Annotated in this window: 22 protein-coding genes; 7 read left to right on the forward strand and 15 right to left on the reverse strand. The window is 61.1% G+C overall.

Annotation, left to right across the window (positions count from 1 at the left end; genetic code table 11):
- Positions 1 to 39: 39 nt before the first annotated feature.
- Positions 40 to 420 (forward strand): hypothetical protein, encoded by a 381-nt coding sequence (locus HX830_RS22290; protein ID WP_103497597.1) that lies wholly within the window; start codon positions 40 to 42, stop codon positions 418 to 420.
- Between the two features lie 58 nt (positions 421 to 478).
- Here HX830_RS22290 and fadD1 read toward each other — a convergent pair whose 3' ends face one another.
- Positions 479 to 2,176: a long-chain-fatty-acid--CoA ligase FadD1 gene (fadD1, locus tag HX830_RS22295; RefSeq protein WP_152741292.1), complete on the reverse strand. Its 1,698-nt coding sequence runs from the start codon at positions 2,174 to 2,176 to the stop codon at positions 479 to 481.
- A 405-nt stretch (positions 2,177 to 2,581) separates the two neighbouring features.
- Positions 2,582 to 4,270, reverse strand: a complete 1,689-nt coding sequence (gene fadD2, locus HX830_RS22300; protein ID WP_177102695.1) for a long-chain-fatty-acid--CoA ligase FadD2 — start codon at positions 4,268 to 4,270, stop codon at positions 2,582 to 2,584.
- A gap of 242 nt (positions 4,271 to 4,512) precedes the next feature.
- On the opposite strand from fadD2, the gene HX830_RS22305 reads away from it, so the two are divergent.
- Complete coding sequence (locus HX830_RS22305; RefSeq protein WP_177102697.1) at positions 4,513 to 5,457, forward strand: alpha/beta hydrolase; 945 nt, start codon at positions 4,513 to 4,515, stop codon at positions 5,455 to 5,457.
- A 72-nt stretch (positions 5,458 to 5,529) separates the two neighbouring features.
- A complete protein-coding gene (locus HX830_RS22310; RefSeq protein ID WP_017126221.1) occupies positions 5,530 to 6,000 on the forward strand; it encodes a MaoC family dehydratase in 471 nt (156 codons plus the stop codon).
- A gap of 51 nt (positions 6,001 to 6,051) precedes the next feature.
- Here HX830_RS22310 and HX830_RS22315 read toward each other — a convergent pair whose 3' ends face one another.
- Positions 6,052 to 6,516, reverse strand: coding sequence for a PA2169 family four-helix-bundle protein (locus tag HX830_RS22315; RefSeq protein WP_152741295.1), 465 nt, complete (start codon positions 6,514 to 6,516; stop codon positions 6,052 to 6,054).
- A gap of 208 nt (positions 6,517 to 6,724) precedes the next feature.
- Here HX830_RS22315 and HX830_RS22320 point away from each other — a divergent pair, with 208 nt between their 5' ends.
- Together HX830_RS22320 and HX830_RS22325 are read left to right on the forward strand one after the other, a co-directional pair.
- The gene (locus HX830_RS22320) at positions 6,725 to 6,961 is read left to right on the forward strand and encodes a DUF3820 family protein (RefSeq protein ID WP_027619874.1); all 237 of its coding nucleotides are present in this window, start codon (positions 6,725 to 6,727) and stop codon (positions 6,959 to 6,961) included.
- 26 nt (positions 6,962 to 6,987) lie between these two features.
- Positions 6,988 to 8,172, forward strand: a complete 1,185-nt coding sequence (locus tag HX830_RS22325) for an aminotransferase class V-fold PLP-dependent enzyme (RefSeq protein ID WP_152741296.1) — start codon at positions 6,988 to 6,990, stop codon at positions 8,170 to 8,172.
- Between the two features lie 134 nt (positions 8,173 to 8,306).
- Here HX830_RS22325 and HX830_RS22330 read toward each other — a convergent pair whose 3' ends face one another.
- From HX830_RS22330 to zwf, 3 genes are read right to left on the reverse strand one after another with little or no spacing between them, the layout of a single operon-like run.
- On the reverse strand, positions 8,307 to 8,972 hold the full coding sequence (locus tag HX830_RS22330; RefSeq protein ID WP_100944088.1) for a bifunctional 4-hydroxy-2-oxoglutarate aldolase/2-dehydro-3-deoxy-phosphogluconate aldolase: 666 nt from the start codon (positions 8,970 to 8,972) through the stop codon (positions 8,307 to 8,309).
- Positions 8,973 to 8,989: 17 nt separating this feature from the next.
- A complete protein-coding gene (pgl, locus tag HX830_RS22335; protein ID WP_152741297.1) occupies positions 8,990 to 9,703 on the reverse strand; it encodes a 6-phosphogluconolactonase in 714 nt (237 codons plus the stop codon).
- Positions 9,690 to 11,159 carry a glucose-6-phosphate dehydrogenase gene (zwf, locus tag HX830_RS22340; RefSeq protein ID WP_103497605.1) on the reverse strand — a complete coding sequence of 490 codons (1,470 nt, stop codon included), beginning with the start codon at positions 11,157 to 11,159 and terminating at the stop codon, positions 9,690 to 9,692. The genes pgl and zwf overlap by 14 nt, the downstream gene beginning before the upstream one ends.
- A 226-nt stretch (positions 11,160 to 11,385) precedes the next feature.
- Between zwf and HX830_RS22345 the strand changes: the two genes are divergently transcribed.
- Positions 11,386 to 12,246: a MurR/RpiR family transcriptional regulator gene (locus HX830_RS22345; protein ID WP_177096979.1), complete on the forward strand. Its 861-nt coding sequence runs from the start codon at positions 11,386 to 11,388 to the stop codon at positions 12,244 to 12,246.
- A gap of 120 nt (positions 12,247 to 12,366) precedes the next feature.
- Here HX830_RS22345 and HX830_RS22350 read toward each other — a convergent pair whose 3' ends face one another.
- From HX830_RS22350 to HX830_RS22380, 7 genes are all read right to left on the reverse strand, one after another.
- The gene (locus HX830_RS22350) at positions 12,367 to 13,221 is read right to left on the reverse strand and encodes a D-hexose-6-phosphate mutarotase (protein WP_103497606.1); all 855 of its coding nucleotides are present in this window, start codon (positions 13,219 to 13,221) and stop codon (positions 12,367 to 12,369) included.
- 226 nt (positions 13,222 to 13,447) lie between these two features.
- Positions 13,448 to 14,794 (reverse strand): carbohydrate porin, encoded by a 1,347-nt coding sequence (locus tag HX830_RS22355; RefSeq protein WP_177102699.1) that lies wholly within the window; start codon positions 14,792 to 14,794, stop codon positions 13,448 to 13,450.
- 161 nt (positions 14,795 to 14,955) lie between these two features.
- On the reverse strand, positions 14,956 to 16,116 hold the full coding sequence (locus tag HX830_RS22360) for an ABC transporter ATP-binding protein (protein WP_103498593.1): 1,161 nt from the start codon (positions 16,114 to 16,116) through the stop codon (positions 14,956 to 14,958).
- 2 nt (positions 16,117 to 16,118) lie between these two features.
- Complete coding sequence (locus tag HX830_RS22365) at positions 16,119 to 16,964, reverse strand: carbohydrate ABC transporter permease (protein WP_103498592.1); 846 nt, start codon at positions 16,962 to 16,964, stop codon at positions 16,119 to 16,121.
- A complete protein-coding gene (locus HX830_RS22370; RefSeq protein WP_103498591.1) occupies positions 16,957 to 17,865 on the reverse strand; it encodes a carbohydrate ABC transporter permease in 909 nt (302 codons plus the stop codon). Before HX830_RS22370 ends, HX830_RS22365 begins: the two co-directional genes overlap by 8 nt.
- A gap of 154 nt (positions 17,866 to 18,019) precedes the next feature.
- Positions 18,020 to 19,306: an ABC transporter substrate-binding protein gene (locus HX830_RS22375; RefSeq protein WP_177102701.1), complete on the reverse strand. Its 1,287-nt coding sequence runs from the start codon at positions 19,304 to 19,306 to the stop codon at positions 18,020 to 18,022.
- 105 nt (positions 19,307 to 19,411) lie between these two features.
- Positions 19,412 to 20,695: a D-mannose isomerase gene (locus HX830_RS22380; RefSeq protein WP_177102703.1), complete on the reverse strand. Its 1,284-nt coding sequence runs from the start codon at positions 20,693 to 20,695 to the stop codon at positions 19,412 to 19,414.
- A gap of 304 nt (positions 20,696 to 20,999) precedes the next feature.
- Between HX830_RS22380 and HX830_RS22385 the strand changes: the two genes are divergently transcribed.
- Positions 21,000 to 21,644 carry an AP2/ERF family transcription factor gene (locus tag HX830_RS22385; protein WP_103498588.1) on the forward strand — a complete coding sequence of 215 codons (645 nt, stop codon included), beginning with the start codon at positions 21,000 to 21,002 and terminating at the stop codon, positions 21,642 to 21,644.
- On the opposite strand, the gene HX830_RS22390 is transcribed toward HX830_RS22385, so the two are convergent.
- Entirely contained in the window at positions 21,613 to 23,073 is a 1,461-nt protein-coding gene (locus HX830_RS22390) for a HAMP domain-containing sensor histidine kinase (RefSeq protein WP_103498587.1), read from the reverse strand. The two genes, HX830_RS22385 and HX830_RS22390, sit on opposite strands and share 32 nt — an antisense overlap.
- Positions 23,063 to 23,794, reverse strand: coding sequence for a response regulator (locus HX830_RS22395; protein WP_100944075.1), 732 nt, complete (start codon positions 23,792 to 23,794; stop codon positions 23,063 to 23,065). The genes HX830_RS22390 and HX830_RS22395 overlap by 11 nt, the downstream gene beginning before the upstream one ends.
- Positions 23,795 to 23,844: the final 50 nt, after the last annotated feature.

The raw sequence follows: 23,844 nt of genomic DNA on the forward strand, positions 1-23,844 counted from the left end.
CAGGCTCTGGCGCTGAAGATCGATAACGGTAGGAAAGTCATGAAACTCGATAAAAAGCAGGCCATCGCCCGCCGCAACCAGGAACTGGGCGGCGCGGTGCTGGGCGTCAACAACTGTCACTTCACCGAACTGAACCGCAACAAGAACATCTGGTGGTTCGATATCCCGGTGGCTCGCCTGGCGATCGGCCAGTACGAATGGGTACACCTGTTGTTGCACACCCCGAGCAACGACCAGTTGCTGCACCTGAAGGTGACGACCGCGTTCCTGCGCGAGAAGATGGAAGGCCTGGTGGTGCGCAACGCCGGCAAGCGCCGCCCAACCTTGAGCCTGGAGCTGAGCGCCGACAAGGACTCGTTCCTCAAGGACGTGCGCCCGGCTGGTACCGGTGTGGATTTCTCGCCATTCCAGCAGTCTTGAATAGCGAATGCCATAAATGACAAAGCCCCGCATGGCGGGGCTTTGTCGTTTCAGCGGGTCAGGCGATTTTCTTCAGACCCAGCTTCTTGAGTTCGCTATCGCGCAGCTCGCGACGCAGGATCTTGCCGACGTTGGTGGTCGGCAGCGCATCGCGGAACTCGACGAACTTGGGCACCTTGTAGCCGGTGACATTGGCACGCATATGCTCCATCACCTGGTCCTTGGTCAGGGTCACCCCCGGCTTGGCGACGATGAAGATCTTGATGACTTCCCCGGATTTCTCATCCGGCACGCCGATGGCCGCGCATTGCAACACACCCGGCAAGGTCGCCAGCACGTCTTCCAATTCGTTCGGATAGACGTTGAAGCCCGACACCAGGATCATGTCCTTCTTGCGATCGACAATCCGCATGTAGCCGTCCGGCTGGATGATCGCGATATCGCCGGTCTTCAACCAGCCTTCGCTGTCGAGGATCTCATCGGTGGCGTCCTGGCGCTGCCAGTAGCCCTTCATCACTTGCGGGCCCTTGATGCACAGCTCGCCGATTTCGCCCAGGGCCTGTTCTTCCCCGGCATCGTTGACCACCTTGCACAGGGTCGAAGGCACCGGAATGCCGATGGTGCCGATCTGGATGCTCTGGCTCGGGTTCACCGTTGCCACCGGACTGGTTTCGGTCATGCCGTAACCCTCGCAGATGGCGCAGCCGGTCACGGCTTTCCAGCGCTCGGCCGCGGCCAGTTGCAGGGCCATGCCGCCGGACAGGGTGACCTTGAGCGCGGAGAAATCCAGCTTGCGGAATCCCTCGTTGTTGCACAGTGCGACGAACAGGGTGTTCAGGCCGACAAAGCCGCTGAACTTCCACTTCGACAGTTCCTTGACCATCGCCGACAGGTCGCGCGGGTTGCTGATCAGGATGTTGTGATTGCCGATCAGCATCATCGCCATGCAATGAAAGGTAAAGGCATAGATGTGGTACAGCGGCAGCGGGGTGATGACGATCTCACAGCCTTCGTTAAGGTCCGAGCCCATCAGCGCCTTGCACTGCAGCATGTTCGCCACCAGGTTGCGGTGGGTCAGCATCGCGCCCTTGGCCACGCCGGTGGTGCCACCGGTGTATTGCAACACGGCGACATCGCTGCTGGCCGGGTTGGCTTCATTGACCGGCTGGCCACGGCCCTTGCTCAGCACATCGTTGAACTTGACGGCCTTGGGCAGGTGATAAGCCGGAACCATCTTCTTCACGTACTTGATGACACTGTTGATCAGCAGGCGCTTGAGCGGCGGCAACAGGTCGGCGACTTCGGTGACGATAACGTGCTTGACGCCGGTCTTGGGCACCACGGTTTCGGCCAGGTGCGCCATGTTCGCCAGGCACACCAGGGCCTTGGCGCCGGAGTCGTTGAACTGGTGTTCCATTTCCCGCGCGGTGTACAGCGGGTTGGTGTTGACCACGATCAGCCCGGCGCGAATGGCACCGAAGACCGCGACCGGATATTGCAGCACGTTGGGCAACTGCACGGCGATACGATCGCCCGGTTGCAGGTCGGTGTGTTGTTGCAAGTAAGCGGCAAAAGCACCCGACAGTTCGTACAACTCACCATAGGTGAGTGTCTTGCCGAGGTTGCTGAAGGCCGGCTTGCTGGCGAATCGTTGGCAAGACTGTTTCAATACCGTCTGAACATTCGGGTACTCGTCGGGATTGATATCGGCAGCAATCCCAGCCGGGTACTTATCCTTCCAAAAGTCTTCGATCATGGAAGCCTACTCCTCAGCAACGCGAATTCAGCACCGCATTTGATGCGATTATTATTTGTCTGTGTTTTTTATTGGGTGAATCCGGCTTTAACCTACGCCGAGAAGTCACAAAGCGCGCCGAGAGTAGCAGCTTTGCCGAGGGTCGCCTAGAGCCAAACGAGGCCCTTACGGTCATAAAAATGACTCAAGAAATACCAATGGTCATTTTTAGAGTAAAAATTCTATTTGTTGGAATCTCGCTCTGGATCGGGGATTTCAGGGCCAAAAAGCTTCGTCGGAACGCCGCCCGGACCAAGCCCTGCTCCTACAGTATTGTGTCGTACACAAAATCGGTGAACGACGACGAACTGTAGGAGCAGGGCTTGCCCGCGAAGAGGCCCTCAATAACGCCACATCTATCGCGGCCTAGGCGATATCCCGCAACTCCCGCCGCAGGATCTTGCCCACCGCCGTCATCGGCAGCGAATCACGCAGCACGATGTGCTTGGGTACCTTGTAGCCGGTAAAGTTTTCCTTGCAGTAGGCCTTCAGTTCTTCGAGGCTGACCCCCGAATCCCGCGCCACCACGAACAACTTCACCGCCTCGCCGGAACGCTCGTCCGGCACCCCGATCACCGCGCAATTGGCGACTTTCGGGTGGGCCATCACCACGTCTTCGATTTCATTGGGGTACACGTTGAAACCCGAGACGATGATCATGTCCTTCTTGCGGTCGACGATACGCACGAAGCCGTCCGGGTCGATCACCGCGATATCGCCGGTCTTGAACCAGCCCTCGGCATCCAGCACCTGTTCCGTGGCCTCGACCTGCTGCCAGTAGCCCTTCATGACCTGCGGTCCCTTGATACACAACTCGCCACGCTCGCCCAACGGCTGCTCGACCCCGTTGTCGTCAATGACCTTCAAGGCCGTACCGGGCACCGGCAAACCCACCGTGCCCAGCTTGCCCTTGTCGCCATAGGGGTTGGTGCAGGCGATCGGCGACGTCTCGGTCAGCCCGTAGCCTTCGGTGATGCGGCAACCGGTGAGTTTGTGCCAGCGCTCGGCGGTTGCCTTGACCAGCGCGGTGCCGCCGGAGTTGGTGAGTTTCAGGCTGGAGAAATCCAGGGTCTTGAACTCCGGATGCTCCATCAACGCCACGAACAGGGTGTTGAGCCCCAGCAACGCGGAAAAGCGCCAGTTCTTCAACTCCTTGATAAAGGCGCCGATGTCCCGTGGATTGCTGATCAGCACGTTGTGGTTGCCGGTAACCATCATGCACATGCAGTTCGCCGTGAAGGCATAGATGTGGTACAGCGGCAGCGGCGCGATCATCACCTCCTGGCCTTCCTTGAGCAGCGGCTGGCCATCGGGGCCAGGCTGGGACAGGCAACCCCGGGCCTGCTGCATGTTCGCCACCAGGTTGCCGTGGGTCAGCATCGCGCCCTTGGCCAGGCCCGTGGTGCCGCCGGTGTATTGCAGCACCGCGATATCTTCCAGGCCGACGCTCAAGGGTCGGATGGCGTGGCCCCGGCCCAGGCGCAAGGCGCTCTTGAACGAGGCCGCCTGGGGCAGGTCATAGGCCGGGACCAGCTTCTTCACCTTGTCCACCACCAGGTTGGTCAGCCAACCCTTGGCGGCGGGCATCAGGTCGCCCATCTTCGCTTCGATCAGGTACTCGATCTGGGTATCGGGCAGCACTTCCTGGACCCGCTGGCCGAACAGGTTCAGGTACACCAGCGCGCGGGCGCCGGAGTCCTTGAACTGATGGCGCATCTCGCGAACGGTGTACAGCGGATTGGTGTTGACCACCACCAGCCCGGCGCGCAACGCGCCGAACACGGCAATCGGGTAATGCAGGACGTTGGGCAACTGCACCGCGATGCGATCGCCCGGTTTCAGCTCGGTGTGGCTTTGCAGGTAACCGGCGAAGGCCGCGCTGTAGCGCTCGAGCTCGGCGTAGGTCAGGGTCACGCCCATGTTGCTGAAGGCCGGACGGTCGGCGAACTTCTTGCAGGAGCGCTCGAACACCTCGATCACCGACTTGTAGGCGCCCAGGTCGATGTCCAGGGGTACGCCGGTGGGGCGTTTGTCATTCCAGAAATCAGGTTGCATTGTTTTTGTCCTCTTACCTGAGCCTCTGCGGGGCCGCCTGCGCCCAAGGCGAAAAAAGCGGTGCTTAGCGGACGTTAGCAGTTAACAGGCATCAGGCAAATATGCCGGACACAGTCATTAACATCATGAATCTTGCTGCCAATGCGCAGGAGGGTCTGCTTCCTGTGCGAGGATGCGCTATACAATGGAGCGACAACACGCCCCGGCCGATGTCCGCCTCGTCCCCGCGCAAAGGAACCGCCATGATCCATGACACCTTCTGGTTGACCGTCAGTGACCACAGCCGCCTGTACGTCAATCGCTGGTTGCCGGACGGCCCACCGAAGGCCGTAATCCTGCTGTCCCACGGCATGGCCGAGCACAGCGGCCGCTATGAACGCCTGGCCGATGCCCTGTGCGACGTCGGCCATGGCGTGTACGCCTTCGATCAACGCGGCCACGGCAAGACCGCCGAACACGGTATCCTCGGCCACTACGCCGACCAGGACGGTTGGTGCGCGGTGGTCAGTGACCTGGCCAGCCTCAACCAGCGCATCGGCGAACAGCACCCGGGGGTGCCGATCATCCTGCTCGGTCACAGCATGGGCAGCTACATCGCCCAGGCCTACCTGCTGCACCACAGCGCCAGCCTGCAGGGCGCGATCCTCAGCGGCTCGAACTTCCAGCCGGTGGCGCTGTACCGCGCAGCCAGCGCGATTGCCCGCTTCGAACGCTGGCGCCAGGGCCCCACCGGGCGCAGCGCGCTGATCGACTGGCTGTCGTTCGGCTCGTTCAACAAGGCCTTCAAGCCCAATCGCACGGCTTTCGACTGGCTGAGCCGTGACCCGGATGAAGTGGACAAATACGTCAACGACCCGCTATGCGGCTTCCGTTGCACCAACCAATTATGGATTGATCTGCTCGGCGGCCTGCAGCAGATCAGCAAGGCGAAAAACCTCGCGCAGATCGACCCGGGCCTGCCGCTGCTGGTGATCGGCGGCGAATGTGATCCGGTCAGCGAGGGCAAGCGTCTCAAGGATCTGGCCGACGCTTTGCGCGCCGCCGGTAGCCAGAACCTGCAATTGAACGTCTACCCACAGGCACGGCATGAAGTGTTCAACGAGACCAACCGCGAGGAAGTCACCCGCGACCTGATCCAGTGGCTGGAGCAGGCCCTGGCCCATCGTCGACCGTCGCGCTCGGAATGATCGCCGGCTCAATCATCAACTTTGAAATCAATCCGTTGATTTCAGATAACACCCTTACAGGACCACCTTGCGATGACCCAGGTTACCAACACGCCTTACGAAGCCCTTGAAGTCGGCCAGACCGCCAGCTACAGCAAGACCGTTGAAGAGCGCGATATCCAGTTGTTCGCCGCCATGTCCGGCGATCACAACCCGGTGCACCTGGACGCCGAGTTCGCCGCGGCGAGCATGTTCAAGGAGCGTATTGCCCACGGCATGTTCAGCGGTGCGCTGATCAGCGCCGCCGTGGCCTGCGAGCTGCCCGGGCCGGGCACCATCTACCTGGGCCAGCAGATGAGCTTCCAGAAGCCGGTGAAGATCGGCGACACCCTGACCGTGCGCCTGGAGATCCTCGAGAAGCTGCCGAAATTCCGCGTGCGCATCGCCACCCGGGTGTTCAACCAGCGCGATGAGCTGGTGGTCGACGGTGAAGCCGAGATCCTCGCGCCACGCAAGCAACAGACCGTGACCCTGACCAGCCCGCCGCCGATCACCATTGGCTGATGCATAAAAAAACGCCGGATCAACCGGCGTTTTTTTATGGCAGCGTGAAACTTAGCTGGCGCGAGCGATATTACGCAGCGCCTTCACCTGATCGTGATTGCGCAGCACACCCTGATACTGACGGTTCACCAGGTCGGTAAGGCCCACCAGATTGTGCTTGGCCAGTTTCACCAGCGCTTCGCTGTAGGCTTTCTTGGCGTGGTCTTCACCGCGCTCGGCTTCGTTGAGCACCGCTTCTTCACCCTTGCCGGTGAACAGCGCCTTCACGTCCACCCAACGACGGTGCAGGTCACCGGCAACACTGGTGGAAGTCTCCGGATCGCCGCCCAGTTTGCGCACCTCGGCTTGCAGCTGCATCGCCGAGTTCGCACACTCGTTGGACCGTTGCACGAACAACGCCTTCAGCTCGGGATGCTTGATATCCTCCGCACACGTCTGAAAACCTTTCTGACCATCTTTGCTGACTTCAATCAGATGGTTAAGAATCGATACGGCTTCTTTATTGATGTTGGTCATGGCTCAATTCCTTCTGGTGGTGAAAGTTACAGGAACGGTTGCAGTCACCATGCCAAGCCTTGATCGATTATTTTTTACTTATATTTCATATACTTGAAAATAAGCCAAAGATCTGTATGGCGGTTATTTGCATGAACTGTCAATTGGCCTGCATGCAGAATGCCTGTATTTTTCAAGGCGCTTGAACAGCGCAAGACAAGGTTGCCCCATGAATCCCGAGAAACTCGAACTGCTGGTTACCCGCGAAATGCCGTTCGGCAAATACAAGGGACGGATCATCGCCGACCTGCCCGGCCCCTACCTGAACTGGTTCGCCCGCGAGGGTTTCCCCCACGGTGAACTCGGCGGCCTGCTCGCCTTGATGCAGGAGATCGACCACAACGGCTTGTCCGACCTGCTCGACCCGCTACGCGCCAAGCACGGCAAACCCAAACCCCGCCATTGAGCCCCGTTGTCGAGAGAAGCCGCGCCATGCCAAGGAATGAAGAACACGCCCGCGATGAACACTTCTGGCAAAACGTGGCCGAGCGCTACGATGTAGAGCCCGGTCCGATCAACCTGGAAAACGGCTACTTCGGCCGCATGACCCGTAGTGTCGTGGAGGCCTACAAAGGCCATATCGAGTTCATCAACCGCAGCAACTCGGTGTATGTGCGCCAGCGCTTCGAAACCATCGAAAGCCTGGAGATTCGCGCGCAGTTGGCCGACCTGCTGGGCAGCCATCACGAGGCCGTGGCCCTGACCCGCTGCGCCAGCGATGGCCTGCACGCGCTGATCCGCAACTACAACGCCCTGCGGCCCGGTGATCAGTTACTGGTCAGCGACCAGGAATACCCCAGCGTACTGGGTGCCATGCGCTGGCTGGCGCGCAACCGCGGCGTCGAGCTGATCGAGATCAGCCATCCCTTCCCGGTGAGCTTCGCCAGTCTGGTGAACACCTATCAGGAAACGTTCGAGCGTTATCCCCGACTGAAGCTGATGGCCCTGACCTACGTCACCCATCGCAGTGGACTGGTGATGCCGGTCCAGGCCATCGCTGCCGCCGCCCGCAAACATGGAGTGGATGTGATCCTCGACGGCGCCCATGCCCTGGGCCAGATCGATTTCAACCTCGAAGCGCTGGGTATCCTGTTTGCCGGTTTCAACTTGCAGAAATGGATGGGGGCGCCGCTGAGCCTGGGCTTTCTTTATATCGATCCCAAGCGCCTGGCGGATATCGACCCGGACATGGGCGAGGAGCGCTATGCGCCCACCGATATCCGCTCCCGCGCCCCCTATGGCACGCCGAATATCCCAGCCTGGATGACCTTGCCCCTGGTCTTCGAGGAACATCGGGCACTGGGTGGCTCGGCGGCCAAGGGCGCACGACTCAATTACCTGCGGGATATCTGGGTGGGCGCGGCACGCGGGATGCCCGGTATCGAGGTGCTGACACCGGATGATCCGCGGCTGTATTGCGGTATCACCTCGCTGCGCTTTCGGCATGAGCCGGACCAGCAGCGGATGGTCGAGCGACTCCTGGCGGAGTACAACCTGTTTACCGTGGTCCGTGAAGGCACGGCACATGGCAATTGCATCCGGGTCACGCCGGGCCTGGCCAACTCGGCCGAGGACCTGAAGCTGTTGGCGCGGGCCTTGGGCGAACTAAGCGGTTGAATGGCCCGCGAAGGGGCCGGCACAAACACCCAACCTTCGGACCGGAAAACTTTTCATCGGGCAAAAAAAAACGGTGCGCCGACCAAGCGCACCGTAAAGCCGTAGAACACACAACGAAACTCAGTAACGATGAATCAGTCCAGCAGGGCCAGCGCCTCGGCGGTGCACTCCTGGATCCGCGCCCAGTCGCCGTTCTTGATCCACTCGGGATCGAGCATCCAGCTACCGCCCACGCACATCACGTTTTTCAACGCCATGTAGCTCTTGATATTGGCCGGGCCGACGCCGCCGGTCGGGCAGAACTTCACTTCGCCGAACGGACCGCCCAGGGCCTTGATCGCCGCCACGCCGCCGCTGACTTCCGCCGGGAACAGCTTGAAGCGACGATAACCCAGGCCGTAGCCCTCCATGATCCCCGAGGCATTGCTGATGCCGGGCAACAACGGAATCGGGCTGTCGACGCTGGCTTCCAGCAGGTCACGGGTAATGCCCGGGGTGACGATAAATTGCGAACCCGCCGCCTCCGCCGCCGCCAGCATCTGCCGATCGAGCACGGTGCCGGCACCGGTCACCAGTTCCGGACGCTCTTCACGCAGGATCTGGATGGCCTTGAGACCGAACTGCGAGCGCAGGGTCACTTCCAGCGCGGTCAGGCCACCGGCGGCCAGGGCATCGGCCAACGGCAGGACATCCTGCTCACGGGCAATGGTGATCACCGGAAGAATCCGTGCACGGGTGCAGAGCTCATCGATCAGGGCGACCTTGTCTGCCATGGAGACGGTCGGGACATTTTTTGTCATAGCAGCGGATCCTTGACTCATGGGCACCAGTAAATATTCAGGGTAGGTTGCAAGAAAGCGCGAATCGGCATGGCCGCGAGGTCATCGCCGGCCAATGCGGCATTCAGGGTGGCCAGTTTCGACTGGCCGGAAATCGCCAGCACGGTGAAGGTCGCCGAAGCCAGCAAGGCCCGGCTCATGGTCAGGCGCTGGTGCGGCACGGTCGGCGCCAGCATCGGCCAGACCCGTCGGCTGCCATCCACTTGCAGGGCCGCCGCCAGGTTCGGGCTGCCAGGGAACAGCGAGGCGGTGTGACCGTCATCGCCCATGCCCAGGACCAGCACGTCGATAGCCGGCAGCTCTGCAAGCAATTGATCGGCCTGTTCGGCCGCCGCCTCCAGATTTGCCGCGGCGCTGTACAAGCCGATAAACCGCGCCTTGGCCGCAGGGCCCTGGAGCAGATAGCGCTTGAGCAGGCCGGCGTTGCTGTCGGCGTGCTCCACCGGTACCCAGCGTTCGTCGGCGAGGCTGAGCACCACACGGGACCAGTCCAGGTCCTGTTTCACCAGGCTCTGGAAAAACGCCACCGGGCTGCGCCCGCCGGACACCACCAGGGTCGCCGCGCCGCGTGCGGCAATCGCCGCCCGCAGTTGCTCGGCCACGGCTTGCGCCTGGCCCTCGGCCAACAGCGCCGGGCTGCTGAATTCGTGCGCCTGCACGCCTTGGGGCAGTTTCAATTCAGATATCGCCATACCACGACCTCCCATCCCGCGTGATCAGTGCAATGGAGCTCATCGGCCCCCAGGACCCCGCCGCGTACGGCTTGGGTGCATCGCCGGACTTCTTCCAACCGGCGATCAACTGGTCACACCACTTCCACGCGGCTTCGATTTCATCTTTACGGACAAACAGGTTCTGGTTGCCGTGCATCACTTCCAGCAACAGACGCTCGTAGGCGTCCGGAATCCGCGCACTGCGATAGGTGTCGGAGAAATTCAGTTGCAACGGCCCGCTGCGCAGTTGCATGCCCTTGTCCAGGCCCTGCTCCTTGGTCATCACCCGCAGGGAAATACCTTCGTCCGGTTGCAGGCGGATGATCAGTTTGTTGCTGATCTGCAAGCGCTGCTCGGGGGCGAAGATGTAGTGCGACGGCTCCTTGAAGTGGATGACGATCTGCGACAGCTTCTGCGGCATGCGCTTGCCGGTGCGCAGGTAGAACGGCACGCCGGCCCAGCGCCAGTTGCGGATATCGGCGCGCAGGGCGACGAAGGTCTCGGTGTCGCTCTGGGTGTTGGAGTTTTCTTCCTCCAGGTAACCCGGCACCGAATGCCCTTCGCTGTGCCCGGCAATGTACTGGCCGCGCACCACCTGGGTGGTCAGGCCTTCCGGGCTGATCGGCGCCAGGGCCTTGAGCACCTTGACCTTCTCGTCACGGATGCTGTCGGCCGAGAGGTCGGCCGGCGGGTCCATGGCAATCAGGCAGAGCAGTTGCAGCAGGTGGTTCTGGATCATGTCCCGCAGCTGGCCGGCCTTGTCGAAGTAACCCCAGCGGCCTTCGATACCGACCTTCTCGGCCACGGTGATTTCCACGTGGGAGATGTAGTTCTGGTTCCACTGGGTTTCGAACAGACTGTTGGCGAAACGCAGGGCGATCAGGTTCTGCACCGTCTCCTTGCCCAGGTAGTGGTCGATGCGATAAGTGCGGTTTTCCGGGAAGAAGCGCGCCACGGCGTCGTTGACCTTGCGCGACGACTCGAGGTCCGAACCTATGGGTTTTTCCAGCACCACCCGGGTGTTTTCAGCCAGGCCGACCTTGGCCAGGTTCTCGCAGATCGCACCATAGACCGAGGCCGGCGTGGCGAAATAGGCGATCAGGCACTGGCTGGTGCCGGCTTGCTCGGCCAGGGCGACATAGTCGTCGGGCTTGAGGAAGTCCACGTGCAGGTAGCTGAGGCGGGCGAGGAAGCGCTCAAGCACCACTTCGTCGATTTCCCGGTCCTCGACAAAGACCCGCAGTTCTTCCTGGATGGTCGCCAGGTGCTCGGCATTGCTGCCGGGCTCGCGGGCCAAGGCCAGGATGCGCGTGTCTTCATGGAGCAAGCCTGCGCCATCGAGGTGATACAAGGCAGGAAACAGCTTGCGAAGCGCCAGGTCGCCCAGGGCGCCAAACAAGGCAAAGGTGCACGGTTCAACCGTTATCGAAGGCATGATGTTTGTTCTTTTATCAAGTTAAACGATAAATACCTTTTTTCGAGGCATCACTCAAGGAAAAATGTAGTAATAACCACAACATTTTATCAATATGATGATTCCGAGTGGTGGTCATCACACGCCATCAGTAGGATAGGCCACCGCCGGGAGCTGCCCAAGGGCATTGTTCCGGGCCTTGCAGAACCCAAGTTGCCTCGAATCAAGGAATCACCAAATGGACCGCGTGCGAAATTTACTGGAGCAGATCCAGAGCCGCCTCGAAGACCTGAACAAGGCCGAGCGCAAAGTCGCCGAAGTCATCCTGCTCAACCCGCAGCAGGCGACCCGTTTCAGCATCGCCGCCCTCGCCCAGGCGGCTTCGGTCAGCGAGCCGACGGTCAACCGTTTCTGCCGTTCGTTCGGTGTCAGCGGTTACCCCGAACTCAAGCTGCAACTGGCCCAGAGCCTGGCCAGCGGCGCGGCCTATGTGAGCCGTGCGGTGGAGGCCGACGATAATCCCGAGGCCTACACGCAAAAGATCTTCGGCAGCGCCATCGCGTCCCTGGACAGCGCCTGCCAGGCCCTGGACCCGAACCTGATCAGCCGCGCCGTCGACCTGTTGATCCAGGCCCGGCAGATCCACTTCTTCGGCCTGGGCGCTTCGGCACCGGTGGCCCTGGATGCCCAGCACAAGTTCTTCCGCTTCAACCTGGCGGTCACCGCCCATGCCGATGTGCTGATGCAGCGGATGATCGCTTCAGTGGCCCACACCGGTGAGCTGTTCGTGATCATTTCCTATACCGGGCGTACCCGGGAACTGGTGGAAGTGGCGCGTATTGCCCGGGAGAACGGCGCGTCGGTGCTGGGCTTGACGGCGGCGGGTTCGCCGCTGGCCAAGGCCAGTACCCTGAGCCTGAATATTCCGCTGCCGGAAGACACCGACATCTACATGCCGATGACCTCGCGGATCATCCAGTTGACGGTGCTGGATGTGCTGGCCACCGGCATGACCCTGCGCCGTGGCGTGGATTTCCAGCCGCACCTGCGCAAGATCAAGGAAAGCCTCAACGCCAGCCGTTATCCGGTGGGTGACGAGTTCAACTGAGGCCCTGAGCAAGGTGAAACGCTGATATCGCCTTCGCGGGCAAGCTCCGCTCCCACAGGTGATTCGCGGTCAAACTGTGGGAGCGGAGCTTGCCCGCGAAGACGTCATCCGCCACGCCGCCTAAACCGAAGCACGCGCCTGCAGGCTCAGATGCGCCCGCTCCCCGGGCGCCAGGCACAGGCTGTCGGTGCCGCCACTGGCGGCCTCGACACAGACAAACCCCATCACTTCATTCCAACTCACCCCCAGCAACGGCCGGTGCCCCGGATGCCAGACCACGGTGTCGGCGCTGTCGCCGGTGTCGATGCACAACTCCCGCTGCCAGGCATGATCCTTGAGGTGCAGTTCACCGTCATGCTGGAACACCCGCTGGCAACCGCCATCGACCCGCAACTCGCCTTCCTGCCGGCAGGCCTGACGATTCAACTGGTCATACCCCTCGGCGCCGTCGAGCCCGGACAGCGCTATCTCACCAACATCACCAATACGCCAATAGGCGTGCAGCGCATGGCTCAACTGGCACGGTTCACTGTCCTGATGCTCGGTGCTCAAGCGCAGGTCCATGCTTTCTCCCAGGCGCGCATGCAGGTCGACCTGCCAGTCGCAGAGCTGCAAACGCCAGTGCAGGCTGACGCCCTCCTCGTCGCTGCTGCTTTCCAGCAGTTTCCAGTCGATCAGCCTTGCCCAACCGTGGGACGGCCAGGCGTTTTCGCTCGGATGCCGCCCATACCAGGGCCAGCACACCGGCACCCCGCCGCGAATCGCCCCGACCTGTGGCCATTTGGCCGCGCACCACAACCAGGGCTTCTGCCCCTGGGGCTGGAAGTGCAACAGTTGCGCGCCCTGGCGACTGAACACCGCCTGGCACAAGGGATGGTCGATCACCAGCACTTCACGCTGTTGAAAGCGCTCCCACTGGAACACCGGTTGCTCGCGCCGGGATTTGAAAAAGCGTTGTAGCGGTTGCTCATGCATGTGCCGCGAATCCTGAAATCACCAAACCATTTGCATCTATCCACCTGTAGGAGCGAGCTTGCTCGCGATGAACGTCAACGATAACGCGGGGCAACTGGAGACACGCGGTACCCTTGCATTCATCGCGAGCAAGCTCGCTCCTACAGTGTGCGGCAAAAAAAAGCGGACGGTCTGGTGGACCATCCGCAAGATGCGCACATAGAGAGAGAGCTTATCAGTCGAAGCCTTAGAAGACCGACTGAATTTTCAGGCCGGCAACCACAGCGTTGTCGACTTGATTCACACCACCCGGGTGGGTGACGTATTGCAGGTTGGGACGTACGGTCAACCAGTTGGTGACGTGGAAGCCGTAGTTGATTTCGGTGTTGAACTCGGTGTCGCGCAGTGGCGAGTACAGCGGGTTGTTATAGTCGCTGACGTTATTGGCGGCGTTTTCCAACTCGGCGTTTTCCCTCACGTCCTGGTTGACATGGATACGGGCAAAACCGATCCCGACGTCATCCTTCGGACGCGCATCGAACGGCCCTTTGTACACGAACATCACCGACTGGTAGTTGTCGACGAGGTTGGTGGCCTTGTCGTGGAAGGTCGCGTTCGCCGCGATATTCAGACCGCGTGAAGCGTCGCCGTTGTGGCTGGTGAGTTGCTGCTGCGCCACGAACCAGTAACCGTGCTTGCTGTTGTGGATACGATAAGGCAGGCCGCTCGTTGCGGCGTCCCCACCATTGTTGTCCCGGAGCACGTCATTAGCCGGAGCCGCGCTTTTGTAGTAACCGACACGGTATTCGCCCGGCAGGTCGTTGACCTTCGGCGACCAGACCAGTTCGACCGGCAGGACGGTGCCCTTGGTGCCGCTGCCGCTGAGCTTGAAGCCGTTACCGTGTTCCAACTGCGACGGGTTCTGGTTGTACGCACCGATTTGCGCATACAGCTCAGGCGTGATGTTGTACTTCACGCGAATAGCAGCCTGGGCGACGGGCCAGTTGTACCAGGTGTTGACATAGTTACCCACCTGGGAGCCACAGAACGACAGGTTCTGGAAGTCGCACGGGAAGGTGTTGAAGTCTTCGCCTTCACCGAAGTAACCGAGTTTCACATCCAGCTTGTTGTCGAACATCTGGTGCTGGATCCAGAACTGGGTCAGACGAACCATATGGCCGCGACCGTCGACTTCCTGGGAGGAGCTCAAGGTGCCGGCGCGTGGGTCGCCGATGCGATCATTGGAGATGTTCTCACCGTTACGGTTGGTGAGCTGGATCTTGGCCTGGGTGTTATCCCAGCCCCACAGCTTTTGCAGATCCAACGCTACGCCCAGACCAAACTGGTCGGCGTAACGCGAGGTATGGTCGTTGTTGTAGCCGCCATGCAGGTTGCTACCGACCTCACCGACATAATCCATCTTGATGTCGATACCTTCTTCGATCAACTTGGTGCGCTCTCCGCCCCAGTCACCGGTCATCCATTTGGAATTGCTGCTGAACGCATCGTCCGCCATGGCGTTAGCAGCCAGGACCAGTGTTGCCGCCGCCGACAATTGGCAGAACAGGCGGGCATTGGTGTTTTTCTTTTTCATCCCTACATCCTCGTCTTATTGTTATTAACGGTTTTTATCGAACGTGGTTTACATCGTCTGTAATGCGTCAAATCTCTTTGGCAGACGCTTTTCCTGATACATCCCGGCCTCAGGTTTGAGGGCCGCTTCGCGACCCTCGGGAGCAAGCCCCTTCTTCACAGTCAGCGGCCCTTGAATTGCGCCACATTGTCGCTATGCACCTGGACTTGCGGCTTGGCCACCACGCCCAGGCGTTCACCGGTCTGGGCGTCGAACAACAACACCTTGGCCGGATCGAATTGCAGGGTCAGGGTTTCACCCACCTGCGGCGCCACGTCCGGTGCCAGTCGGCAGCAGACCTTGGTCCCGTTGAGGTTGACGAACACCAGGGTGTCCGGGCCGGTCGGTTCGGTGACCTGCACTTCGGCACGAATGCTCGGCAAGCCATTGGGCTCGCCCTGCATCAGGCTGATCTGCTCCGGACGCATGCCAAGGATGATTTCGCGGTCTTCAAGACCGGCATCGGTCACCCCCAGCGGCAACTCGCAACGGGCCTGGCCGCTGTCGAGCAAGGCCAGCAGGCGACCGTCCTTGCGTTGCAGGCGCAGGGGAATGAAGTTCATCGGCGGCGAACCGATGAAGCTGGCGACAAACAGGTTCGCCGGGTCGTTGTAGATCTGCTTCGGCGTGCCGAACTGCTGGATGATGCCGTCCTTCATCACCGCCACCTTGTCGCCCAGGGTCATGGCTTCGATCTGGTCGTGGGTCACGTAGACCGTGGTGGTTTTCAGGCGCTGGTGCATCAGTTTCATTTCGGTGCGCATCTCGACCCGCAGCTTGGCGTCGAGGTTGGACAGCGGTTCGTCGAACAGGTAGATCTTCGGCCGCCGCGCCAGGGCGCGGCCCATGGCTACACGCTGTTGCTGACCACCGGACAACTGGCCGGGCTTGCGGTTGAGCAAGTGTTCGATCTGCAGCAGCTTGGCGACCCGGGCGACCTCCTCGTCGATGGCCGACTGGGCCATCTTGCGGATTTTCAGACCGAACTCGATGTTCTCGCGCACGCTCATGGTCGGGTACAGCGCATAGGACTGGAACACCATGGCGATGTCACGGTCCTTCGGGCTCATGCCGCTGACGTCCTGGTCATCGATCATGATCGCGCCGCCGGTGATGTTCTCCAGGCCCGCGATGCAGTTCATCAGCGTCGACTTGCCACAGCCCGAAGGCCCGACCAGGATCAGGAACTCACCGTCCGAGATCGACAGTTCGATGTTCTTCAGGGTGTCCGGCAAACCGGCGCCGTAGGTCTTGTTTACATTGCGAAGTTCGAGCGTTGCCATGATTACCCCTTGACTGCGCCGGCCGTCAGCCCGCGCACGAAATACTTGCCTGCGACCACATAGACCAGCAGGGTCGGCAGCCCGGCGATCATCGCCGCTGCCATATCAACGTTGTATTCCTTGACCCCGGTACTGGTGTTGACCAGGTTGTTCAGCGCCACCGTGATGGGCTGCGAATCACCGCTGGAGAACACCACGCCGAAGAGGAAGTCGTTCCAGATCTGGGTGAACTGCCAGATCAGGCAGACCATGATGATCGGGGTCGACATCGGCAGGATGATCATCCGGAAGATGGTGAAGAAACCCGCACCATCCAGGCGTGCCGCCTTCACCAGCGCATCGGGAATGCTCACGTAGTAGTTACGGAAGAACAGCGTGGTGAACGCCAGGCCGTAAACGATGTGCACGAACACCAGGCCCGTGGTGGTACTGGCCAGGCCCATCTTGCCGAGGGTGAACGAGGCCGGCAGCAGCACGGTCTGGAACGGCAGGAAGCAGCCGAACAGCAACAGGCCGAAGAACAACTGCGAACCGCGGAAGCGCCACATCGACAGCACATAGCCGTTCAACGCACCGATGGCGGTGGAGATCAGCACCGCCGGAACGGTGATCTTGATCGAGTTCCAGAAGTAGCCGTTGACCGTGGCCCAGGCCTTGACCCAGCCGATATCGGTAATCACCGTCGGCCAGCTCAACAGGTTGCCGGTGCTGATGTCTTCCGGTGATTTGAAGCTGGTCAACAGCATGACCACCAGCGGTACCAGATAGAGCAGCACGGCGAGGATCAGCACCGCGTAGATGGCGATGCGGCTCAGGCTGATCGCCGGTTTGTGGGCGAGACTAGTCATTACGCTTGGTCCTCAGCTCGGAGTACAGGTAAGGCACGATGATCGCGAGAATCGCACCGAGCATCAGAATCGCACTGGCCGAGCCCATGCCCATCTGGCCGCGACTGAAGGTGAAGGAATACATGAACATGGCAGGCAGGTCGGACGAGTAGCCCGGGCCACCGGCGGTCATCGCCGCCACCAGGTCGAAGCTCTTGATCGCGATGTGCGCCAGGATCATCACCGCACTGAAGAACACCGGACGCAGGCTGGGCAGCACCACTTTCCAGTAGATCCTCGGCAGGCTCGCGCCATCGATCTGGGCGGCACGGATGATCGATTGATCGACACCGCGCAGGCCGGCCAGGAACATCGCCATGATGAACCCCGAGGCTTGCCAGACCGCTGCGATCACCAGGCAATAAACCACGCGATCGGGGTCGATCAGCCAGTCCAGGCGGAATCCTTCCCAGCCCCAGTCACGCAACAGTTTGTCCAGGCCCATGCCCGGGTTGAGCAGCCATTTCCAGGCGGTACCGGTGACGATCATCGAGAGCGCCATCGGGTACAGGTAAATGGTGCGGATAAAACCTTCGCGCCGGATGCGCTGGTCGAGGAACACCGCCAGCAGCACGCCGATCACCAGAGTGACACCGATGAACAAACCGCCGAACAGCGCCAGGTTCTTGCTCGCCACCCACCAGCGGTCGTTGTCGAACAACCGCGCATATTGCGCCAGGCCGACCCATTTGTAGGACGGCAGGAAAGTCGAGTTGGTGAACGACAGTACGAACGTCCACAGGATGTAGCCATAGAAGCCCACCAGGACGATGAACATGCTGGGCGCCAGCACCAGTTTGGGTAGCCAGCGCTGCAATGCATCGAACGGCGAGGCTTTGCTGAACACAGCAACAGAACTCATGGGAAAATCCACTACAGGGAAAAGGGACTACATGCAGGTCCTCTGCAGGAGCCGGCTTGCTGGCGATGGCGATTGCTCATCCAACGACGATGTTGACTGTCAGATCGAAATCGCCAGCAAGCCGGCTCCTGCAAGGGAGCCTGCGGTGCTGAAACTACTTGGCGGACTTGACCGCCGCGCCGAGTTTCTTGGCGGCATCGGCTGGATCGGCTTTCGGGTCGTTGATGTAGTTGGTCACGACATCAAAGAACGCACCCTGTACGGCCAGCGTGGTCGCCATGTTGTGCGCCATGCTCGGTTGCAGGCCGCCGGTCTTGGCATCATCCAGGAAGTCCTTGGCCGACTTCTGGGCGCACTCGTCGAAACCGAGCTTGTCCATTTCGTGGAGCATGTCGTTGCGAACCGGGATCGAGCCTTTGTTGATGCTGAAGACTTTCTGGAAGTTTTCACCCAGAGCGACCTTGGCGATGTCCTGCTGACCCGCCGCAGTACCCTTGTCTTTCTGCTTGAACATCGCCAGGGAGTCGATGTTGTAGGTGAAGGCTTTTTCGGTGCCCGGGAAGGCTACGCATTCGTAGTCCTTGCCAGCGACTTTCTTGGCTGCTGTCCACTCGCTCTTGGCCCAGTCACCCATGATCTGCATGCCGGCCTTGCCGTTGATGACCTTGGCCGCTTCCAGGTTCCAGTCCTGGCCTTTGCCGTCCTGGTCCATGTAGGTCGCGACTTTCTTCAGTTCGGTCAGCGCCTTGACCATTCCAGGACCGGTCAGCTCAGCATTGTCCAGGTCGACCAGGGCTTTCTTGTAGCCATCGACGCCCATGACCGACAACACCACCGCTTCAAACACGGTGCTGTCCTGCCAAGGCTGGCCACCGTGGGCGAGTGGGATGAAACCCGCCGCCTTGAGCTTGTCACCAGCAGCGTAGAATTCTTCGAGGGTGGTCGGTGCTTTTTCGATACCGGCTTTCTTGAAGACGGCAGGGTTGATCCACAGCCAGTTGACGCGGTGAATGTTCACCGGCACGGCCACGTAGTTACCTTCGTACTTCACGGTATCGGAGACTTTCTTGTCGAGCAGGCTGTCCCATTTCTCATCTTTGGCAACGGACTTCAGGACGTCAGTGTCGAGCAGCCCGGTAGAGGCCCATTCCTGGATATCCGGCCCCTTGATCTGCGCGGCCCCCGGAGGGTTGCCGGCCACGGCGCGGCTTTTCAGCACGGTCATGGCGGTGGCACCGCCGCCGCCGGCTACAGCGCCGTCTTTCCAGGTGAAACCGTCTTTTTCAACTTGAGCCTTGAGGACATCGACCGCGGCTTTTTCACCACCGGAAGTCCACCAATGGACAACTTCCACGGACCCTTTCGAGTCGGCGGCAAGAGCGCTTAGGGGAAACAACGAGGCGAGAGAAACGACGGCGGCGAGGCGGGAAATCGAATTCATCTGTAGTACCTTTCTTGTTGTTATGCATGCAAGTCTGGTGCTTGCGCTGCATGGGATTCTAGTCAAGGCAAGGCCTCTCGCAGGTAACGAAGGGACGTGCAAATGTCACTGCATGGTTACATGATTTTCGTTGCCGTTATCAGCCGAAGATTGCCGGGCCAGAGCGCTCGCGAGGCTCGGGGCGAGTGGCAGCCCCGGAAGCAGCACCGCTTGAAAGGCATGATAGAGGTCGGGTTTGCCGCCCCAGATCTTGGCATCGGGCCGATTGTGCTCATCCAGTTCGTGATGCCAGCTGCCCAGTTCCAGGTCGATGAAGTGCACATCGATAAAATCCCAGAAGCGTCGATACCAGGTTTCGTACTGCGCCTCGCCGGTGCGCCGGAGCAAGGCGGCGGCCGTGGCACTGGCTTCGGCATGGGTCCAGTGCAGGCGCTGACGGACCACCGGGCGGTTGGCCCAGTCCAGCGTGTAGACGATGCCCGCCGCGCCATCAGCGTGCCAGCCATGGCGGCAGGCGCTGTCAAACAAACCGCGGGCGTCGTTCAACAACCAATCGGGGGTGAACAAGCCGGCCTGGCGGCGCGCGGCCTCCAGGTGCAGGACCAGCCGCGCCCATTCGAAGCCATGACCGGGCGTGGTGCCGTAGGGGCGAAAGCCGTCCGCCGGGTTGTCGTGGTTGTACTCGCGCAGGGGTTGCCACTGGCGGTCGAAGTGTTCGATCACCATGAAATCGTTGGCCACGGCGTGCTGGTGGATCACCCGCTCGACGATGCGTAGCGCGCGATCCAGCCAGCGACTGTCACCGGTGACATCCGCCAGGGCGAGAAAGGCCTCGGTGCCGTGCATATTGCTGTTGGCACCGCGATAGGCTTCTTCCTGTTGCCAATCGCGGGTGAAGGATTCGCGCAGGGTGCCCTCCTCCTCGTTCCAGAAATGCGTCTCGAGCACCCGGATCGCTTCGGCCAGCAGGCGCGGGGCATCGGCACTGCCAGCAACCACCGCGGAACTCGCGGCCAGGGCCACAAAGGCGTGCAGGTAGGCAGCCTTGCCGCTGTTGCCGTCGCGGTGATCGGGGACCGCATACCAACCACCGTGGCTGGCATCGCGCAACGGCCCCCAGAGGGCGGCGACACCGTGATCGACCAAGCCCAGGCAACCGGGAATCCCCTGGAGATGGGCCATGGCGAAACTGTGGGTCATGCGCGCGGTGTTCATGGTTTCGGCCATGGCATCGTCCGCCAGTTGCCCGTGCTCGTCGAGATTGCCGAAGCCTTCGGCCAGGCGCGAAGCCTTGGCAAACGCCAGCAGCCGCCGGCCTTCGGCCAACAACCAGGCACGATGAGCCGGGGCATTGAGCCAACTGCTGAACGGCAGTTCAAGGGTGTCCATCGGAGTACCTTTCTTGTTGTTAGGAGCCAAACGATTATCCGGCGATTCTAGCCAGCCATTCTTCGCTGCCAGGTCACGAAGCCCCGCGCAAATGTCACCAGACAGTGACAAAAAAACAGAGAAGGTCCCTTCGGCCCCAGACTCTGCGAGGTAGGAAAATTGCTGAATAAGTCGTTTCCCTTTCCAATGTAGGAGCGATCCCTAACGTCTTTTCCCACATTGAAGCACTCCTTTACTTCGGCGAATCTGCTGCACTTCTTCATTTCAGGTGCGCCGGTCAAGCGCCCCCAAGGAGGTGTGATCCATGGTTGCCCCCCACCTGCGCAACCCCCGCCAATGCTGCATTTTCCCGGTCTACAACGGACAAGGTCTGTGTGCCTGGAGGGTCGAGGTCATGCGTGGCGGCGCCCAATTGGGCGGTGTTTTCAGCTTCGCCGAGTGTGGTGGCGAGGAACCGGCCCGGTGCATGGCCGAGTCCTACCGCAACGCCCTGGTGCTGAAAATGCAGCCTTCGCAAAGCTATGCAGAGCGTCAGCGCCTGATGCCTCATAACACCAGCGGACATCCCGGGGTGATCCGGGTCGAGACCAACAACACCGGCTACTGGCGGGCCAGCACGCGGATTCATGGCTACTGCCTGAGCCGCAGTTTCAGTGTGCGTCGCCACGGCGAGGAGCAGGCCAAGCGCCTGGCGCTGCGTGAGCGTGAACGGCAACTGGCGTTGTGCAACGAACCCTATGAACAGGCGATGGAAGCCTTGCAGCGCTACTTCAGCCAGAGCAACAGCCGCGTGCGCGAGCACCGCATCCGCGCGGCCATGGCGCGACCGCGGGAGGTGCGGGCCTCAGCCGATATCCTTCCGCCGGACCCGCTCGAGCCGGCACTGAATATCAGTGCGGAACAGGCGTTCCTGTCGATCAGTCGGCATTTCGCGGCAAGTACAAAGTAACCCGCAACCCGCCGTCGCGCAGGTTCTGCAAGCTCACTTCGCCGCCATGGCTGTGGGCGATATTGCGCGCAATGCCCAGCCCGAGGCCGTAGCCCTGTTGCTGGCCGGACAAGCGAAAGTGCGGTTCGAACACCTGCTCCAGGCGCTGCTCGGGCACCCCTGGCCCTTCGTCATCGACGTGCAGCACAAAGGCTTCGTCGTCGTCTTCGATATGCAGGTGGGCCTTGTCACCATACTTGAGGGCGTTGTCGATCAGGTTGCCCATGCAGCGTCGTAGCGCCAGCGGTTTGCCGGGAAAGGCCCCGTGGGCGCGACCGTCCAGCGAGACCCGACCGTTGCCGTTGGGTGGCAGGTAGGGTTCGATCAGGCAATCGAGGGCGTGGTTGAGGTCCACCGGCTCGATGTTCTCGTGGATATCGGTGTCCTTCACGCATTGCAACGCGCCCTTGACCAGCATTTCCAGCTCGTCGAGGTCGCGACCGAACTTGTACTGCAACTTCTCGTCCTCCAGCAGCTCGACCCGCAGGCGCAGGCGGGTGATAGGAGTGCGTAGATCATGGGAGATGGCGCTGAACAACTGGCTGCGTTCGGTCAGGTAACGGCTGATACGCTCACGCATGGCGTTGAACGCCCGGCCCACCTCCACCACTTCGCTGCCACCGCCTTCCGCCACCGGCCGTACCTGCGCATCGCCGAGGGACATGTCCCGCGCGGCCCGCGCCAGGCGTTTGAGGGGACGGCTCTGCCAGTGCACCAGCAGGCCGATAAATAACAGCAGAAAGCCACTGGTCAGGACGATAAACCACACCTGCTGGGACGGCAGGCCTTCCTCTTCCAGGCTGGTGTAGGGCTCGGGCAGCAGGGAGGCGATATACAGCCATTCGCCGGGGGACATCTGGATCTGCGTCACCAGCACCGGCGGATTGACCGGTTCCAGGGTCAGCGCGTAGTGGGCCCAGGAACGCGGCAGCTCGTCGAGCTTCAGGCCACCGTTGAAAATCCGCAGGTCGTCGGGGCTGACGAATTGCACCGAGATATCCACCTCGTTGCCCAGCGCCTGGCGCAGCACCTCGTGCACGGCGTCGAGCACCGCGGTCTTGCGCGGCGTGGCCGGCAGCAGGCGCATATCCAGGGGCTTGTCATTGAGGGTCACGACAAACCGCGTACCACCCATGCTGCGCAATTGATCAAGCACCAGCGGGCGATAGGCCAGCGGCAGCGAGCGCAGGTAACTGACACTGGCGGTCATCGAATGGGCCAGGCTGCGGGCGCTGGTGACCAGGCCTTCGAGCTGCGTCGCGCGCAACTGCGAAAGCCAGATCACGCTGGACAGCGTCTGGGCGATCAGCACCGCCAACAGGGTCAGCAGCAACATGCGCCCCAGCAGCGAGCGCGGAACCGGCAGGCGCCGGCGCAGCTCAGAGGGCATTGGCCGCGGTGACGTTGGCCGCCAACTGATAGCCGCTGCCGCGCACGGTGCGGATCAGTCGCGGCGGCTTGTCGGTGTCGCGCAGGCGTTGGCGCAGGCGGCTGACCGCCATGTCGACGATCCGGTCCAGAGGCATCAGGTCACGCCCACGGGTGGCATTGCCGATGGTGTCGCGGTCGAGGATTTCCTGGGGGTGATCGAGAAACAGTTTGAGCAGGGCGAAGTCGGCACCGGAGAGAATCACTTCTTCGCCGTCGGTGTGGAACAGCCGGTGGCTGACCGTGTCCAGGCGCCAGTCATCGAAGGCCAGCACCTCGCTGCCATTGCGCTCCTGGCCGAACTGCGCGCGGCGCAACAGGGCCTTGATCCGCGCCTGCAGTTCCCGTGGGCTGAAGGGTTTGCCCAGATAGTCGTCGGCACCCAGTTCCAGGCCGATGACCCGGTCGGTCTCGTCGGAGCTGGCGGTGAGCATGATGATCGGCACCTGGGCCTGGCGCGGGTGTTGGCGGACCCAGCGGCAGAGACTGAAACCATCTTCGTCGGGCAGCATGACGTCAAGGATCACCAGATCGCTGTGGGCATCGTTGAGGGCCTGGCGAAAGCCGGCGCCATCGCCGACGGTGCGCACCTGGAAACCGGCACGGCTGAGGTAGGTGTCCAGCAATTCACGGATTTCCTGATCGTCGTCGACCAGGAGAATGGACTTACTGAATACGCTCACGGAAATCGTCCTTGTTGTTGTGGGGAGGACTGAAATGCGGATTATGCCTT

Origin of the sequence: Pseudomonas gingeri (assembly GCF_013385425.1) — a bacterium.
Lineage (GTDB): Bacteria > Pseudomonadota > Gammaproteobacteria > Pseudomonadales > Pseudomonadaceae > Aquipseudomonas > Aquipseudomonas gingeri_D.